The following is a 16312-nucleotide window of genomic DNA, read 5'->3' as shown; positions in this document are numbered from 1 at the left end:
TGGGATCGCGATCACCAATCACGGGGCCATCGAGGGAGTTCGGCCATGGATCAGGCGCATATCGCCAGTCTCGCGAGCACGCTGCCCGAAGCGCTGTCGCCCTGGACCATGTTCATGCAGGCCGACATCGTCGTGAAGGCGGTGATGATCGGACTGGCGCTGGCGTCGGTCGCGACCTGGACCGTTCTCGTGGTCAAGACGATCCAGCTGCGCTCCGCACTGCGCACGGCGCGCGGTGCGCTCGGGGTTGCCGTTGCTGCGCGCTCTTTGTCGGATGCGACGGGACGCAGTGCCGCCGAAGATGGCGTGGTCGGGCGTCTGCTTGCCGTGGCCGAGGATGAAATCGACAAGTCGCGCGGCCTGCCGGCCGACGGCATCAAGGAGCGCGTCGCCTGGCAGTTCGAACGCATTGAAGCCGGCGCCGTGGCCCGGATCGGACGCGGCATCGGCCTTCTGGCTACCGTCGGCGCGGTCGGGCCCTTCGTCGGCTTGTTCGGCACGGTCTGGGGCATCATGAACAGCTTCATCGGCATCTCGCATGCTCACACCACCAACCTCGCGGTGGTCGCACCTGGAATCGCCGAGGCGCTGCTCGCGACTGCATTCGGCCTTGCGGCAGCGATACCCGCGGTTGTCATCTACAATCTGTTTGCGCGCGCCACCGGCGGCTATCGCGCCGTGATCGCCGATGCCTCGGTGGCGGTGATGCGCCTGCTCAGCCGCGATCTCGACCGTCAGCATGCCGGTCCCGCGGAAGCGCGGCGTAGCGCCATCCGCGCGGTCGATGCGCCGCTGATGTCGATCGTCAATCCGGCGGAGTAGGCCATGGCCGTCAAGCTCGCCAAGCGTCCCGACGAGTTCGAGGAGACGCACGACATCAACGTGACGCCGTTCATCGACGTCATGCTGGTGCTCCTGATCATCTTCATGGTGGCGGCACCGCTCGCGACCGTCGATATCCCGGTCAACCTGCCGGCGATCTCGGCCGAGCCGCAGCCGCGCGCGGAAACGCCTGTCTTCGTGACGTTCAAGGCCGACCGCTCGCTCGCCGTCGGCGACCAGAGCGTTGGGCAGGGGGATATTGCGGCTTCGCTCGATGCAGCGACCAAGTCCGATCATGGCCAGCGCGTGCTGCTGCGCGCCGACCAGACGCTGTCCTATGGTGAGGTCATGGCGCTGATGAACAGCTTGCGCCGCGCCGGCTACACCAAGGTGGCGCTGGTCGCGCTGGAAGATCGGGCCGCGCCGTGAGCGTCCTGACGCTTGATCCATATGAGAATGAGGACCGCCGGGAGCGGGCGCTGTGGACGACGGCGGCGCTGGTGGTGGCCGGGCTGCATGTCGGGCTCGCCGTCGGCTATTTGTTGTTGCGGCCGGCGCCGCAAGGGCGCGCAGAAGCTCCTGCCTTCGATGTCGTGTTTACGCCGGCCGTGGTGAGCGAGCCGGCGCCGGCAATTCAGGACGCGCCTCAGGCCGAGCCCACGCCGAAGGACGAGCCGGCCAAGGACGAACCCGTTGCGCGCGAAGCCGTCGCCGAGCCGGTGCCGCAGCCTTCATCCGAGCCCGAGCCCCAGGTGATGGCCCAGCCGGTGCCCGTGCCCGAAGTCACTCCCACGCCCGAGCCCGCTCCGCAGGTGGCGCTGGCGCCCGAGCCGCCGCGCGCCGATGACGTCGTGCTGCCGCCTCCGCCGCCGCCGAAGCCGATCGAGGCCAAGCCGCCGGAGGCGAAGCCGGCCCCCGAGCGCGTCGAGCACAAGCCGCCCGAGAGGAAGGTCGAGAAGAAGCCCGCGCCGCCGAAGCAGGTTGCGGCGCTGCCGAGCCGGCCGGCCCGTTCGGCCGCTGCGCCGAATGCCGGCGCCGATAGCGAGGGCGCACGGCAGGGCAGGGCCAGTTGGAACAGCGAATTCATCGCTCATTTCCGGCGCTACAACACCACGGCCAGCGGCGGCAAAGAGGGCGGAACGGTCAGTGTCAGCGCCGTCATCGCGCGCAACGGACGTCTCGTCTCGCGGCGGATCGCGTCGAGCTCCGGCTCTGCCACCGTCGATCGTGCCGCGCTCGAACTGGTCGATCGCGCCCAGCCCTTCCCGCCATTTCCGGCCGAGATGACTCAGGCGCAAACCTCGCTGGTCATCCCGATCCGCATTCGACCTCAGTAGGCTGAGCAACTCGAAAGAGCGCGAGCGCACGACGATGTCCTGCTCTGTGGGGCGGCGAGATCGCGCTCTACTTGGAGCACTCCGTCAGGTCGGTGTCGCGCACGACGAATTGCGCACCTTCCTTCAGCTCGATGTTCTTGGCGAAACAGGTGCGGCCGTTTTGTTCGGACAGCTTGATGTCGTAGCGCCCTGATTTCACGCCGACCAGGGTCATACGCTCATTGTGGTCGACCATGCCTTCGTCGTCGTTCTTGCACTGATCGGCGCCCCAGTTCTTGGTGCCGGCGGCTGCGAGATACATCTTCACGATCGTCTGGCCGGTGCGGTTGAGAAAGCGCGGGCCGTCCTCGGCTGAGGCGGCGGAGCCGGCCAGCAGGAGAACGGCGCAGGCGGTGACGAGGCGACGCATGACGAGTCCTTTTGGTAGGTTGAGTTGAAGCGAGCAGGGCGCGTGGCGAGGTCAGAAATCCTTGCCGATGCTGGTCTTGATCGCGAGGCCACGCGAGGCGTTGGTCAGCCCGTAGCCGACGCCGAAGCTGAACTCGAAGCCTTTGAATTTGGTGTCGGCGACGGCATAGAGCGTCTGCATCTGCTGATTCCACGGCAGGATGTGGCCGAGCGGCCCGAGATTGGAGAAATGCTCGATGCCGACGGTCCAGCGGTCGCTGAGCCGTTTGACGAATCGCACTGATGGCTCGAACGCCGAGCCGGCGCCATCGATGCCGAACGTCATGTTGGCGTTGAAGATCAGTTGATAGTCGTTGGGCAGGTTGAGGCCGATGATCGGCGTGAACATCTGCGCCACGCGCGGCGTCGCCTCCTGCACGAAGCGCGGCGCGCCCGGCTGGCCGGCGCCGGCCTTGTTGGCGACCCACAGATCCGGCGTGAGGCCGCCCTGAGGCGCCAGGATGGTACGTGACACCAGGCCGAGAAAGACCGTTCGCTCGAGCCGGTCGCCCTGGATGAAGGTCTGGCGGATGGTGACGCCGCCGGACTGGAATGAGTAGCCGGGCACGCCATTGTCCATCACGTTGCCCATGGCCATCGGCACGTTGGCGCGCGCGATGGCGTAAGGCGAGGTCAGCGCGATCTCGTACCACTCGGTCGGCGAGTAGCCGATCTCGGTCTCGCCGGTGAGTGCGCGCTGCGTGGCACGGCGGCCGTTGTTCTGCTGCTGTGGATTGAAGGTCGTGACGTAGCCGAAGCGCTGCTCGATCTGGAAATGGCCAGGAGATGCCGGGTCATTTCCCTGGATCTCCTCGGCGGCCGCATCAAATGGAGCGAGAAGAAGGGCCGCAACGGTCATGCACCATCGCGATCGTCTTTGTTGTCCGCTTGTGCCGCCGCTCGATTGCATCCTTGCGCTCCCCTGAACAGGAGCTAACGAGCGCGCACGGCGAAAACATGCGGCGGTCTCGGCTGAAAGATGACGCAATCGGGAAACGATCAGGAGCCGCTCGCCCTATTTGTCAGCTCAGCGAGCGCATCGGCGGCAATAGGGATGTTTTGGCAAGCCGATCGGGACATTTTGACCGATACAATGTGGCAGCCCATTCGCGAATGAATCTCAACGCCGCGATGAATGTGGCGCGTTGCAAACACAATGAGGTCATAGAGCAAGGACATGCCTTGCGGCATGTGTTGCTGATCGCAGATCAGCCGGAGAATGGATCCGACGTGCTTCACACTCCTGCTCATCGTCATCGCCGGTCTCTGCCGTTACGGCTGGGGATGATGGCCATACTGCTGCTGTCGATGCTGCTGCCTGATGGCCACGCGCTCGCGCGGGAGCAATCGATGCGAGATCGGCTGGAAGCCTGGTGGAATGAAACCCATGTCGGCGCCAAGCGCGTCAGCACGGGCGGGGGAAAGACTGCGCATGGCGGGACCAAGCGGCGGCATGCTGCGAAGCGCAGGCATGACGTCGCCGTCAACACCCGGGCCCAAGCCCGCGCCACCGCGGCTTCGGTCCGCGAACCGGTGCCGCGCCGTGATCGTCCGGGGAGATATTTCCTACACGGGCCGAGGTTCTGATCCCGACACATCAGCAGTAAATTCCCATGCCGGACCTTCTTGCACTTGCGAAATCTCGGTACGTCCAATACCTCAGTTCCGTGATGCCGCCTTACCGCTGAAACCGGCGGCGCTCGCATACGTTGTTTGCCAGGCCTTCATCGCCGCCCCGTCGGACGGCGGAGACAGAGGATCTATTCGATGAATTGGAAACTGATGATGACGGCTGCTGCCGTCGGCATGGCCGCGATCGTCGGCACCTCGACGATGGCGGTGAGCGCACCGGCGCCCTCGAAGCTGCTGACCTCGATCGATCCCGACAAGGACGGCACGGCCGACATGAACGAGGTTCGCGCCGCGGCCGGCGCGCTTTTCGACAAGCTCGATCGCGACCATGACGGCACGCTCGATGCCAAGGAGCTGCGCGGCCGCGTCTCGGCCAAGGACCTCAAGGCCGCTGATCCCGACAATGATGGGACGCTGACCAAGGACGAGTATCTCGCGCTGGTGGAGGGCCGCTTCAAGGCGGCCGATCCCGATAATGACGGCACGCTCGATTCGAAGGAGCTGAAGTCCGTCGCCAAGCTGCTGAAGTAAACGTCGATCGAGATCGGACGACGTGGTGAAGGCCTGCGACGGTGCGCCGTCGCGGGCCTTTTTATTGGCGCGCGCCGTATACAGCGGATGTCTCGCCCGCAGCCGAGTCGACGCGACCTCCTTAAATGCGGGGGCGTGACATCTCGACAGCGAGGCGAACGAGGTCGGGCAGGCTGCGCGCGCCGAGCTTCTGCCGTAGCCGGTAGGTCAGGTTGATGACGGTCTTGTAGCTGATGCCGAGCTGGTCGGCGATGGCCTGATAGGACTTGGCTTGCGCGAGCAACGCAAGCGCCTGGCGCTCCCGTGGCGTCAACGCCGTGTCAGGCGCGCCGTCCGTATCGGCGAGGAGCATGGCGATTCGCGTTGCAAGCTGCGGATCGAGGTAAGTGCCGCCCGAGCGAACCTGCTCCAGTGCCTTCGGCAACTCGTGCGGTGGAGCGTCCTTGAGCAGATAGCCGCTGGCGCCGGCGTCGATTGCCGAGCGGACGATGCGCGGATCGGCGAGCATGCTGAAGACCAGGATCCTGGCTCCGGGGTCATGAGACCGCATCCGCTCGATCAGCCCGATCCCGCCGAGGTCATCACCCTTGAGCCGAAGATCGACCACCGCGGCGTGCGGTCGGTCGCGGACATAGGCTGTGTAGCCGCTCTCCGCGTCGTGCGCTTCGGACAGGGAACCAATGCCGGCCGCATTCAGCAGAGAGCGGCAGGCGGTGATCACGACCGGATGGTCATCGACGAGCAGAACGCGATACATTCGGCAAAGGTCTCGTTCTCTCGGTCAATGCTGCACTTGCAAAATTGGGACTGCGGCTCTGGCGCACGTTCTTGTTCCTTTTGATCGTGCTACTTGCAAACCAGGACCGAGTGCAACAATGCGACCGCGCCGCGGAAACAAGCTGACGAATTGATCGCCTCTTTCCGGATCTGGGAAGATTGTCCCTAGGGGCCGAAGAATATTGCCCGTTGCGACGAACTCGACGGCTGTTTACGAATATTAACGTTCGTAAACGGGTAAATCGGCCAGTTTCGGTGCGGGTGGGGCTCAGGGCGTGAGCTTGAGCCGGAACCGGTCGGCAAGAAACTGGGGGACGTTCTTGACCAGACTCTCGGCGCTGAAAAGCGCGCTTCTCGCGACGTGCGCGTTGCTGCCTGCAGCTGCATCTGCGCAGGATGCGCTACCGACGTTCGACGTCGTCAACGTTTCGCCCGTGCAGGGCAGCGAAATGGCCAAGGACAAGATCCCGTCCAACGTCGAGACCATTGGCGCGCGCGAACTCGATCACACCCGTTCTCCGTCGCTGCTCGACAGCATCCTGCAGTCGGTGCCCGGCGTCTCCCTGAGCGATCAGACCGGCAACACGTTCCAGCGCGACCTGAACTACCGGGGCCAGACGGCTTCGCCGGTGCTCGGCACCCCGCAGGGCATCGCCGTGTACCAGAACGGCACCCGCATCAACGAAGCCTTCGGCGACGTCGTCAATTGGGACCTGATCCCGGAGATGGCGATCGCGCGCATGACCTTGATGCCAAACAATCCGCTGTTCGGCCTCAACGCCACCGGTGGCGCGATGTCGATCGAGATGAAGAACGGCTTCACGTACCAGGGCGGAGAAGCGCAGCTGTTCGGCGGCTCGTTCGGCCGCATCCAGTCGGGCGCGCAATACGGTTGGAATAACGGCACCTACTCGGCCTATATCGCGGCGGAGGGCGCCTATGACCGCGGCTGGCGCGACTACTCGTCGGCCTCGCAGATCCGGCGCATGTATGCCGATTTCGGCGCGCGCGGCGACAACACCGAGTTCCATCTGTCCTTCACCGGCGCCGACAACAAGCTCGGCTCGGTGGCGGCGACGCCGATCGATATTCTGAACCGGCGCTGGTCCAGCGTCTATACCTGGCCGCAATCGTTGCGGCTGCAGATGCAGATGGTGCAGGCCAGCCTGAAGTGGGCGCCGACGGACACGCTGTCGATCCAGGCCAACGGCTATTACCGCAACTACAAGTCGTCGCGCATCGACGGCAACGGCACCGAAGTGCAGGATGGCGGCGGCGTGTTCGTCCTCGAGGATGCCGCCGGCACGCCGTGGGACATCAACCGCAATGGCCCGGTCGCCAACACGCTCGCCGCTGACACGGCGCTTGGCCAGATCGACCGCAACACCGTCAAGACCGACAGCTATGGCGGTTCGTTGCAGGCGACCTCGACCACGCAGCTGTTCGGCCATGACAACCATTTCGTCGTCGGCGCCAGCGTCGATCACGGCAACACCAACTTCCAGGCGACCTCCGAGCTCGGCACCATCGATAACAATCTGTTCGTCACCGGCCTCGGCGTCTATATCGACCAGCCCAATGCGGGGCTCGCGCCGGTCAACCTGAATGCCAAGAACACCTATCTCGGCGTCTACGCGACCAACACCTTCGACATCACCTCGCAGCTGGCGCTGACCGCCGGAGGCCGTTTCAACTGGGCGCAGATCAATCTGCGCGACCAGACCGGCTTCGCGCCGCTGCTCAACAGCAACAACAATTTCCAGCGCTTCAACCCGGTGGTCGGCCTGACCTACAAGATCACGCCTGATATGACCGCCTATGCCGGCTACTCCGAGGCCAACCGCGCGCCGACGCCGCTCGAGCTCGGCTGCTCCGATCCGGCCAATCCCTGCCTGATCGACAACTTCCTGATCGCCGATCCGCCGCTGAAGCAGGTCGTCTCGCGCACCGTCGAAGGCGGCCTGCGTGGCGAGATCTCCGGCGGCCGCTCCGCCTATGCGGCAGATCTGCCGGCCTACCGCAAGGCGCCGATCAAGTCGGTCGCCGTCGATGACGGCTGGAAGCTGCGCTGGGGCCTCAGCCTTTTCCGCACCGAGAATTCCGACGACATCCTCCAGGTCGTCGACCCGCTCAACCCGGTGCGCGGCTACTTCAAGAACGCCGGCAACACGTTGCGCCAGGGTGTCGAGGCCAAGGTCGACCTGACGTGGAATCGTTGGACCGCCTACGCCAACTACACCTTCATCGATGCCACATTCCGCAGCTCTTTCGACGTCAACGATCCGTTCCGGAAAGTTCCCGTCGGCGTCGTCTCCGGCAACCACATTCCCGGCATTCCGTCGCACCGCCTGAAGCTGGGTGCTGAATATGCCGTGACCGACGACTGGAAGGTCGGCGCCAGCGTCAACTACGTTGGAAGCCAGTATCTGCTGCACGACGAGACCAACGTCTATCCGAAGGTCCCGTCCTATTGGGTCGTCAACGTCAACACGTCTTATCAGGTGACCAAGAATGTCGAGGTGTTCGGGCTGATCCAGAACCTGTTCAACCAGCGCTACTACTCGGCAGGCACCGTGTTCGACCCGGCCGGCTTCAACACCGCCGGCGGCGGGAATGCGTTTGCGATGAACGATCCGCGCAGCATGGTGCCGGGCATGCCGCTCGCCGCGTATGCCGGTATCCGCGCCAAGTTCTGAGGCGTTACGAACGGCAAGATTCCACAGGCGCAGCTGCGCCGCGCCACGGAAGCCCCCCCCCACCGTGGCAAGAAGGCCGGGAGAGATCCCGGCCTTTTCGCTTGTCGATGAGGTGAAGCAATAGCCGGTTTCGATAACCCTGCGACCGGTCTGGCCAGATCGGGCGGCTTGCATGTCGGCTCGCTGTGTGAAGCGGTTGTCGAGCGAAGATAATTATTAGGTTCAGTTAAATCATGTCGTCTTGTTAGTTGGAATTTGTCCCTATCAGTTTGAGAAAATTTCGCCTTACCCGATCCTGCCATCGTGCGCAGCGGCGACGTCTACCGGGTCGCGACCGCGGTGTCGGCGACGCCGCTCGACGTCGATTTCTCCAGCGCGCTGGTCGGCTTTGCCGCCGACACGAGCACTGGAGCGCGCTGCTGCTGAATGCGTCCGTGAGATCCCCCGCGTCCATCGCCGGCATTTCTCCGAGCAGCCTCGCTGCGATCGACGGCCTGTTCGCCTCCACCGGCGGCAACGCGCAGGTGCAGGCTCTGGGCGGCGCGGTGCAGAGCCTGGGCACGGAGCGCGAGGTGCGCAACGCCGGTGATCAGCTGCGTCCGCTGGTGAATGGCGCACAGGTGCAGGTGCCGCTCAGCACGGCCTCGCTGTTCCAGAACCAGATCGACAACCGGCTCACAGCGGCCGCGGCCTCGCCAAATTCCTGCGTCGCCGCGGCCTTCGCGTCCGAGACCGATCCGCTGGCATCGATGCTGATGGCCTATAGTGCGACCAAGGCGCGCCCGGCGTGCTCAGCCTATTGGAGATGTCGTCTGTTAGTTGGGCCTCGGGCAATGATCCCGCAGCCGTCGTGAACGAGATCGCTGGCCACACCAGGAATTTGCGGACCAGCTTCATTTGCCGTCCGCAACTACGAAGTTCTGCCACAGAGCTCGACGAGCTATTGCGCATCTCTCGCATCGAGCACTGAGGTGACGGATATGAATGGCCAGTCGTCGACGTCCTTATCGGTGATTTCCGCAGCGGCTCTCGCGATCGGTCTGGCGTGTTGTTCGTTGGTCCTATCCGCGATGGCGCGCGATCTCGATGGCCGCTATGCGAATTCTCCGCTCAAGAGCTGGTTCGAGACGCTGCGCTCGGGCAAGGGGCCGTGCTGCTCGGATGCCGACGGCACGGCGCTGTCGGACATGGACTGGGACATGAAGGACGGCCGCTATCGCGTTCGCATCGAGGGCCAGTGGTGGGCCGTCCCTGACGAGGCCGTCGTGACCGAGCCCAACCGCGTCGGACGGACAATGGTGTGGCCAGTATATTATCGCGAGCTCAACACGGGGCTGCGCATCGACGTGCGCTGCTTCCTGCCGGGCAGCATGACGTAGGTGAGAGCGGCGGGTCGTAAGGGCGGTAGGGTGGGCAAAGGCGCGGACGAGATCTTGCGTCGAACGCGGTCTCGCTTGCGCCGTGCCCACCATTCTCTCCACTCACGCGGATGCACGGTGGGCACGCGCCGCCTGACGGCGGCGCTTTGCCCACCCTACGCGATCATCACTACTCTGCCGCCTGCGCAGCCTTCAACGTCGGATAATCCGTATAGCCCTTCTCGCCGCCGCCATACAACGTGGCGCGGTCGAGCTCGTTGAGGGGCGCGTTGGCCTTGAGGCGCTCCACCAGGTCGGGGTTGGCGATGAAGGGGCGGCCGAAGGCGATCAGGTCGGCGGCGCCGGCATCGAGCTGCTTGTTGGCGAGCGCGAGGTCGTAACCGTTGTTGGCGATGTAGGTGCCCTTGAAGCGCTTGCGCAGCGACGCATAGTCGAACGGCGCGACGTCGCGCGGGCCGCCGGTGGCGCCCTCGATGACGTGGATGTAGACGAGGTTCAGCGCGGCGAGCTGATCGACAATGTAGTCGAACAGGGCCTGTGGGTTGGAGTCGCTGATGTCGTTGGCCGGCGTCACCGGCGACAGCCGGATGCCGGTCTTGTCGGCCCCGATGGCGCCGGAGACGGCCTTGGCAACCTCGAGCATCAGCCGGGCCCGGTTCTCGATCGAGCCGCCATAGGAGTCCGTGCGCTTGTTGGCGCCGTCCTTGGCGAACTGGTCGAGCAGATAGCCGTTGGCGCCGTGGATCTCGACACCGTCGAAGCCGGCCTCGATGGCGTTCAGCGCCGCCTGCCTGAAGGCGTCGATGATTCCGGGAATTTCGGCGAGCTCGAGCGCGCGCGGCGTCGAGACATCGGCGAAGGTGCCGCCGACGAAAGTCTTGGTCTTGGCGGCAATCGCCGAGGGCGCGACCGGTGCGCCGCCGTTAGGCTGCAGCGAGACATGCGAGATGCGGCCGACATGCCAGAGCTGGATGAAGATGCGACCGCCCTTGGCATGCACCGCGTCGGTCACCTTGCGCCAGCCGGCGATCTGCTCCTTGGAATAGATGCCGGGCGTGTCCTGATAGCCCTGGCCCTGCTGCGACACCTGGCTGGCCTCGGAGATCAGGAGGCCGGCGCTGGCGCGCTGGGCATAATATTCCGCCGTCAGCGGCCCCGCGGCGAGGCCCGCAACGGCGCGATTGCGCGTCAGCGGCGCCATCACGACGCGATTGGCCAGGGTGATGGGGCCCAGCTTGGTCTGCTCGAACAGTTTGGATGTGCTCATCGGTTTCTTCCCAGGAGAGAGGAGGGGTGGTGGTCAATTGTGCATTGCGGCAGGCGCCGCAAGTCTGTCAGCTACTCGTCAGATGCAGACGAGCTGCGCGACCTTGCCGGCCGAGCATTTGCTCGCTTGCGACGCCTGCGATCAAAAGTAGAACGGTGCCTCAGGCGACGCCGAGGAAGTCCCGCTTGCCGATCTCGACGCCGTTGTGGCGCAAGATTCCGTGCGCGATCGCGGCATGAAAATAGAAGTTGGGAAACGAGACCCGGTTGACGAAGTCCTGGCCCTTCAGCGTCATGCTGACACCGCCCGCGGCGGGGAAGGTCACGTCACGGTGATCGGCGCCCTCGAATTGCGCGGGCTTGAATGTTTTCAGGTAGTCGACCGTCTTGGCCAGCCGCTGCCGCAGTTCGGCGAAGCTGGTCTCAGTGTCGGGCGTGGTCGGGACCTCGCTGTGGGTGATCCTCGCGCAGCCCTTGGCGGCGAAGTCGCAGGCGAGCTGGATCTGTTTGGACAGCGGCAGCATGTCCGGATACAGCCGCGCGCCGAGCAGCACCTCCGGCGCGATCTTTTTGGCCTCGCAATGGGCTTCGGCCTTGCTGAGCAGCCCGGACAGGCTGCCGAGGATCGGAAGGTAGGCCGGCACGGTCGAATCGTAAAAGGACATGATGCTCTCGCTAAAGGGAGGAGACGGCGCAAAGGATGCGTGTTCCCGACATGGGGCGGCGTCCAAGATAATGCAACTGCATCTTTCTGCTGTTTTGCGGGCCCGTATGGCGGTGTTCCTCAAAAGGAGATCAGCCGGCTCCCGCCCCCTCGCAAAGTCGGCCACCCGACCTATCTGAAGACCTCGCGGAACATTCCGGACTGACACCGGTTCGCCCAAGTTCCAGCGCGGTTGTCGCGAACACGCGTTTGCGCTCAGAGGGGCCGCTGATGTCACCGTCCGATCCGGTCAAGAGTGCTCACGATCGTCGGCAACGAAGGTTGCTGATCGTGCTGGCTTTGGGATTCCTGGCCTTTGGAGCCGCTGCAGCCGCTCTTTTCTACGTCTTGCAGCCCGAGACTTTGCGGATCGCCGTGGGCCCGGCGGGGAGCGACGACCACAAGGTCGTCCAGGCGATGGCCGACGCCTTCGCTGAGGAAAGCAGGACGGTCAGGCTCTCTCCGATCACGACCGCGGGAGCGGCTGAATCCTTGTCCCTGCTCGCAGCCGACAAGACCGACCTCGCCATCGGCCGCGGCGACCTCAGCATGCCGCCGGACGCGCAAACGCTGGCCGTCTTGCGGAAGAACTATGTCGTCCTGTGGTCGCCGTCCGGGCGACGCGGCAATGAGCCCAAGAAGAAGGCCGGCGGCAAGATCACGGAGATTGCCGAGCTCGCAGGTCACAAGGTCGGCATCATCGGCAGGACCGGAGCAAACGTCGCGGTCCTCCAGGCCATTCTGGAGGGCTCCGGCGTGCCGCCCGACAAGGTTGCGACCGTCCAATTCGGGACGGACGAGATCGACAAGCTGGCGCAAGACCCCACCCTCGATGCCTATCTCGCGGTCGGTCCGCTCGACAGCAAGATCACGATCGACGCCATTGCCGCGACGTCGAGGGCGCGCGGCGCTCCCAAGTTCCTTCCCATCGATGCCTCCGAAGCCATTGCCCTGAAACACCCGCGCTATGACGCCGAGGAAATCCCGGCCAGCGTCTTCAGCGCGAAGCCAGCCTGGCCGGAGGACAAGGTCGACACGATCAGCGTCAATCACCTGATCCTGGCGAAGAAGGAATTGTCGGAAGCCAAGGCTGCGGCCTTCTTCCGGCAGCTCTTCGCGGTCCGCGACACGATCACGCAAGGCCTCGCCGGCGCCGCGCACATCGCCAAGCCCGACACCGAGAAGGAGACCGAACCCTCCATTCATCGGGGCGCCGCAGCGGTGATCAACGGCACGGAGCGAACCTTCCTGGACAAGTACAGCGACTACTTCTGGTTCGCCTTGCTTGTTCTGTCCGGCCTCGGGTCGGCCGCCGAGTGGCTGCGCCGCTATCTGAACCGGGATGACCTGGACGACGACAACAGCTGTCGCAACCGCATCCTTGCGGCGGTGTCGGAGGTGCGCAATGCGGAGTCGGAAAGCGATCTGCTGACGCGGCAACGGGAGGTCGACGCGATCATCGGGGAGACCCTCAAGGACTATGACGATGGAGGCATCGAACAGGATGACCTGGTCGCATTCGGTCTGGTCCTCGAACTGTTCAATCATGCCGTTGCCGAACGGCGCGCGGCCTTGCAGAGCGGCTCCGCCGATCAGACATGGGCCTCGGGTCCAACCCTCGCTTCGCGGCGATAGGGGCGCTGGGCCGAGAGTCTTTGACCAGAGGACAGGCTGTGGTCCGGAGTGATCAGCTGCTTGACGCAATTCCACGGTAATAGATGACGGGTTTGAAGAATCGACCAAGTGTGCCTGACGTCGGAGTGCGCGAATGACACCTTCCGGATCCTTGGTCGCCATCCTGCCGTGCAATGACCTCGACGCCTCGGAGCGGTTCTACAACCGGCTAGGCTTTACGCGTCCGGACAGTGAGAAGCCCGCCGCCGGCGAGCCGGACACCTATCGCACGTTGTCGAACGGCCATGGTGGTCATCTGCATCTGACCGACGTCGTCGAGGGATGGCTCGTACCAGGCAGAAACCCTTTCGGGCTTTATCTCTACGTAGAGGATGTCGATGCCTTGGCGCGTGAGTTTCAGCAAATCGCCCAAGACATGCCGTGGGGAATGTACGAGTTCGCCGTCTCAGATCCCGATGAGACGTTAGTCCGCGTCGGCCGGCCGACCCGTCTACGCACTGGATCGGCCTAACTCGCCTGTAATTCTTCGGTGACGTCCGGGCCCGTCAGGGCAGGGCAACGCCGGTCAGTTCGCCCAGCTTGGCCATGAGCGCATCCTGGAACGCCGGATCGGTCGCTTCGCGCGCCGGCTTCTGTTGCTGAAGGTGATGCCAGTATCGCCCGCTGACCCGAGCCTTGGGATCCTCGCTGACCGCGAGCCAAGCCTGGGTCCGCTGGCCGGTGTCGATGTCGACAGGGGCACCCGCTCCGCCCATGCGCGTGCGGACCCAGCCGGGGTCGACGGCGTTGCTCAGGACCTCGGGCCAGCGCCGCGCCAGTGCAAAGGCCAGCGCCACGACGTGCAGCTTGGTCTCGGCGTAGGCCTTGGCCGAATCCCAGTCCCGCTTCGTCCAGTCGAGATCCGCCAGTGAGCCTTCTCCACCGCGATGCAGCCCGCTGCTCAGATACACCAGCCGGGAAGGGCGCTTGACCAGCGCCGTCAGCAGATATGGTGCGAGCGTATTGACCGCGAGCGTCGTGCCATGGCCTTCCGGCGTGTCGCCGCGACCCGGCTGTGAATAGACGCCCGCATTGTGGATGATGGCGTCCATTCGCCCGATCGCGTTGACCTGGTCCGCGATATCACGCGTCTCCGCGGCGCTGCTGAGATTGCCGACTGCGATCCCGGCCGCCCGCGATCCGAACTCGCCGAGTGCAGCGGCGCGATCGGCCGTCCGCGCGTGCAGCACCACGCGATGCCCCTGATCGAGCAGCGATTGCGCAGCGGCGCGGCCGAGCCCGTCGGTGCTGCCGGTGATGAAGACGATGGCCATGAGGGTGATCCTCCGAACGTGTCTCCGCGCGATCGCTGCGGCGGCCCATCACAACGCTCTCGGCGCGATCATGGCACCATCGGCTCACTGCGGTTCGTAGCCGGGCTTCTTGTAGATCGTGCTGGCCTTGTCGATGATGTCGGGCCCGTACACCTTGGCCGTCCATTCGTTCGGGGCGACGTCCTCGATGCCCACCGAGATCGAGTCTTCGCTGGAGCCGAGCGTGCGCGTCACCGCTTCGGTGAGGGCTTTCGCCAGCGCCTGCTTCTGCTGCTCGGTCCTGCCCGGATAGAGTTTGACGATGACGTGAGGCATGGCCGTTGTCCTTCAGCGGTTGATGATCAGCGCGATGCCGTAGCCGGTGCGGGCGCGGCTGCCCGCGGCGTGCCGCCGCGCATCCGCGCCAGCAGCTCGGCCGTCGGCCAGGAATCCGCCGGCAAGCCCAGCCGCTGCTGCATCGTCTTGACCGCGATTCGGCTCTGCTGGCCGAGGACGCCGTCGACCTTGCCGACGTCGAAGCCGGCCTTCACGAGCAGCTGCTGCAGCTCCTTGATCTCGTTGAACGGCAGCTGCGCCACGGGCCCTGCCGGCTTGCGCATCGGCGCGGCGCCGGCGATCCGGGTGGCGAGATAGGCCGCGGTGGTCGAATAGATCAGCGAGTTGTTCCACTCGGTGTAAGCAGCGAAATTGGCGTAGGCCAGGAAGGCCGGGCCATTGCGGCCCATCGGCAGCAGCACCGAGGCCTCCAGCGCATCGTTGGGCAGCGGCCGTCCGTCGGCATAGGTCACCCCCAGGCCGGCCCATTTGCGGCGCTCAGCCTTGACGGTGAGATCGGCCTGCTCCCAGGGGAAATTCTGCGGCACGCGGATCTCTTCCAGCCAGGGTTCGCCGCGGCGCCATTTCAGGCCGGTCGCAATGTAGTTCGCGGTCGAACCGATCACGTCGGGCGCGCTGCGCAAGAGATCGCGGCGGCCGTCGCCATCATAGTCGACGGCGTAGGTGACGTAGTGCGTCGGCAGGAACTGGGTCTGGCCGAGTTCGCCGGCCCAGGAGCCGATCATCTCTGACGGCGTGAGGTCGCCGCGGTCGATGACCTTGAGCGCAGCGATGGTCTCGTTCTGAAAACGCTCGCTGCGGCGACAGTCATAGGCCAGCGACACCAGCGACGGCAGCACCGGCAGGTTACCCATATTGGAGCCGAAATCGCTCTCCAATCCCCAGAACGCTGCGATGACCGCCGGCGGCACGCCATACTCCTTCTCGGCGCGCGCGAACGCGGCCGCATGCGCCTTGATGTGCTGCTGGCCGTTCTGCATCCGGTAGACCGCCGCCATGCGGCCGGCGAACTCGGTGAACAGCTGGCCGAACACGCGCTGGCCGCGGTCGCGGTTGACGATGCCCTGGTCATAGGTGAGGTAGGGCGACGCAGCGGCGATCGCGCGCTGCGACACGCCCTCGGCGACCGCGCGCTGCTTCAGCTCGGCGAGAAAGCGATCAAAGCTCTGGCCGTTATGACAGGACGCGGCGCGCATCGACGGCGTCGGCTTCGGCCGTGGTGCCGTGGCGTCCGGCGCCATTTGCGCCGACGCGCTGACAACCAGCATGAAGGAGGTTGCGAGCGCGCTGAAGGTGACGCGCAAGGCAGTCGAAGAGCTTCGCATCCGGTCTCACCGATGGCTGTCTAATCCCTTGTCTCTCCATCGATATCCGAACTGGCGCAAAAAGGGAAACGGCCGCGGCGAGACCTGTTGATACGGTGGGCGGCGAGCAACGG

19 protein-coding genes are annotated in these 16312 nt (G+C 64.9%); 11 read left to right on the top strand and 8 right to left on the bottom strand.

The features are described from left to right. Positions 1 to 45: 45 nt before the first annotated feature. Genes exbB through BRAD285_RS24135 form a run of 3 tightly spaced genes read left to right on the top strand, consistent with a single transcriptional unit; the run spans position 46 to position 2159 of the window. A complete protein-coding gene (exbB, locus tag BRAD285_RS24145) occupies positions 46 to 822 on the top strand; it encodes a tonB-system energizer ExbB (protein WP_006612499.1) in 777 nt (258 codons plus the stop codon). A 3-nt stretch (positions 823 to 825) separates the two neighbouring features. Further along, on the top strand, positions 826 to 1251 hold the full coding sequence (exbD, locus tag BRAD285_RS24140; protein ID WP_006612498.1) for a TonB system transport protein ExbD: 426 nt from the start codon (positions 826 to 828) through the stop codon (positions 1249 to 1251). Next, entirely contained in the window at positions 1248 to 2159 is a 912-nt protein-coding gene (locus BRAD285_RS24135; RefSeq protein WP_006612497.1) for a TonB family protein, read from the top strand. The genes exbD and BRAD285_RS24135 overlap by 4 nt, the downstream gene beginning before the upstream one ends. Positions 2160 to 2226: 67 nt before the next feature. On the opposite strand, the gene BRAD285_RS24130 is transcribed toward BRAD285_RS24135, so the two are convergent. Together BRAD285_RS24130 and BRAD285_RS24125 are read right to left on the bottom strand one after the other, a co-directional pair. Next, a complete protein-coding gene (locus tag BRAD285_RS24130; protein ID WP_006612496.1) occupies positions 2227 to 2568 on the bottom strand; it encodes a hypothetical protein in 342 nt (113 codons plus the stop codon). Between the two features lie 51 nt (positions 2569 to 2619). After that, complete coding sequence (locus tag BRAD285_RS24125) at positions 2620 to 3465, bottom strand: hypothetical protein (RefSeq protein ID WP_006612495.1); 846 nt, start codon at positions 3463 to 3465, stop codon at positions 2620 to 2622. A 254-nt stretch (positions 3466 to 3719) separates the two neighbouring features. Here BRAD285_RS24125 and BRAD285_RS35490 point away from each other — a divergent pair, with 254 nt between their 5' ends. Next, positions 3720 to 4193 carry a hypothetical protein gene (locus BRAD285_RS35490; RefSeq protein WP_139020635.1) on the top strand — a complete coding sequence of 158 codons (474 nt, stop codon included), beginning with the start codon at positions 3720 to 3722 and terminating at the stop codon, positions 4191 to 4193. 219 nt (positions 4194 to 4412) lie between these two features. Further along, the gene (locus BRAD285_RS24110) at positions 4413 to 4769 is read left to right on the top strand and encodes an EF-hand domain-containing protein (protein ID WP_006612493.1); all 357 of its coding nucleotides are present in this window, start codon (positions 4413 to 4415) and stop codon (positions 4767 to 4769) included. A gap of 121 nt (positions 4770 to 4890) precedes the next feature. Here the strand turns inward: BRAD285_RS24110 and BRAD285_RS24105 are convergent, their stop codons facing one another. Further along, the gene (locus tag BRAD285_RS24105) at positions 4891 to 5526 is read right to left on the bottom strand and encodes a response regulator transcription factor (protein ID WP_006612492.1); all 636 of its coding nucleotides are present in this window, start codon (positions 5524 to 5526) and stop codon (positions 4891 to 4893) included. Between the two features lie 340 nt (positions 5527 to 5866). Between BRAD285_RS24105 and BRAD285_RS24100 the strand changes: the two genes are divergently transcribed. The 4 genes from BRAD285_RS24100 (at position 5867) to BRAD285_RS24090 (ending at position 9621) form a co-directional block, all read left to right on the top strand. Then, positions 5867 to 8242, top strand: a complete 2376-nt coding sequence (locus BRAD285_RS24100) for a TonB-dependent receptor (RefSeq protein ID WP_006612491.1) — start codon at positions 5867 to 5869, stop codon at positions 8240 to 8242. A 303-nt stretch (positions 8243 to 8545) separates the two neighbouring features. Further along, positions 8546 to 8668, top strand: coding sequence for a hypothetical protein (locus tag BRAD285_RS36540; protein WP_006612490.1), 123 nt, complete (start codon positions 8546 to 8548; stop codon positions 8666 to 8668). 8 nt (positions 8669 to 8676) lie between these two features. Beyond that, positions 8677 to 9096, top strand: a complete 420-nt coding sequence (locus BRAD285_RS24095) for a hypothetical protein (protein ID WP_035646734.1) — start codon at positions 8677 to 8679, stop codon at positions 9094 to 9096. A 216-nt stretch (positions 9097 to 9312) separates the two neighbouring features. After that, a complete protein-coding gene (locus BRAD285_RS24090) occupies positions 9313 to 9621 on the top strand; it encodes a hypothetical protein (protein ID WP_050886871.1) in 309 nt (102 codons plus the stop codon). 169 nt (positions 9622 to 9790) lie between these two features. Here the strand turns inward: BRAD285_RS24090 and BRAD285_RS24085 are convergent, their stop codons facing one another. Continuing rightward, positions 9791 to 10888, bottom strand: a complete 1098-nt coding sequence (locus BRAD285_RS24085) for an alkene reductase (RefSeq protein WP_006612487.1) — start codon at positions 10886 to 10888, stop codon at positions 9791 to 9793. Positions 10889 to 11048: 160 nt separating this feature from the next. Then, positions 11049 to 11552 (bottom strand): DUF1993 family protein, encoded by a 504-nt coding sequence (locus BRAD285_RS24080; RefSeq protein WP_006612486.1) that lies wholly within the window; start codon positions 11550 to 11552, stop codon positions 11049 to 11051. A gap of 269 nt (positions 11553 to 11821) precedes the next feature. Here BRAD285_RS24080 and BRAD285_RS24075 point away from each other — a divergent pair, with 269 nt between their 5' ends. Beyond that, a complete protein-coding gene (locus BRAD285_RS24075; protein ID WP_006612485.1) occupies positions 11822 to 13225 on the top strand; it encodes an ABC transporter substrate-binding protein in 1404 nt (467 codons plus the stop codon). Positions 13226 to 13358: 133 nt separating this feature from the next. Next, positions 13359 to 13736, top strand: coding sequence for a VOC family protein (locus BRAD285_RS24070; RefSeq protein ID WP_006612484.1), 378 nt, complete (start codon positions 13359 to 13361; stop codon positions 13734 to 13736). A gap of 34 nt (positions 13737 to 13770) precedes the next feature. Here BRAD285_RS24070 and BRAD285_RS24065 read toward each other — a convergent pair whose 3' ends face one another. The 3 genes from BRAD285_RS24065 to BRAD285_RS24055 all read right to left on the bottom strand — a co-directional run bounded on the left by BRAD285_RS24065 (position 13771) and on the right by BRAD285_RS24055 (position 16115). Then, entirely contained in the window at positions 13771 to 14538 is a 768-nt protein-coding gene (locus tag BRAD285_RS24065) for an SDR family NAD(P)-dependent oxidoreductase (protein WP_006612483.1), read from the bottom strand. Between the two features lie 84 nt (positions 14539 to 14622). After that, entirely contained in the window at positions 14623 to 14853 is a 231-nt protein-coding gene (locus BRAD285_RS24060) for a tautomerase family protein (RefSeq protein ID WP_006612482.1), read from the bottom strand. 26 nt (positions 14854 to 14879) lie between these two features. Continuing rightward, the gene (locus tag BRAD285_RS24055) at positions 14880 to 16115 is read right to left on the bottom strand and encodes a lytic murein transglycosylase (RefSeq protein WP_006612481.1); all 1236 of its coding nucleotides are present in this window, start codon (positions 16113 to 16115) and stop codon (positions 14880 to 14882) included. Between the last annotated feature and the right edge of the window lie 197 nt (positions 16116 to 16312).

This window comes from Bradyrhizobium sp. ORS 285, assembly GCF_900176205.1.
Classification (GTDB): domain Bacteria; phylum Pseudomonadota; class Alphaproteobacteria; order Rhizobiales; family Xanthobacteraceae; genus Bradyrhizobium.
The sequence above is the reverse complement of the archived record's forward strand: the minus strand, read 5'-3'. Positions and strand labels throughout refer to the sequence as shown.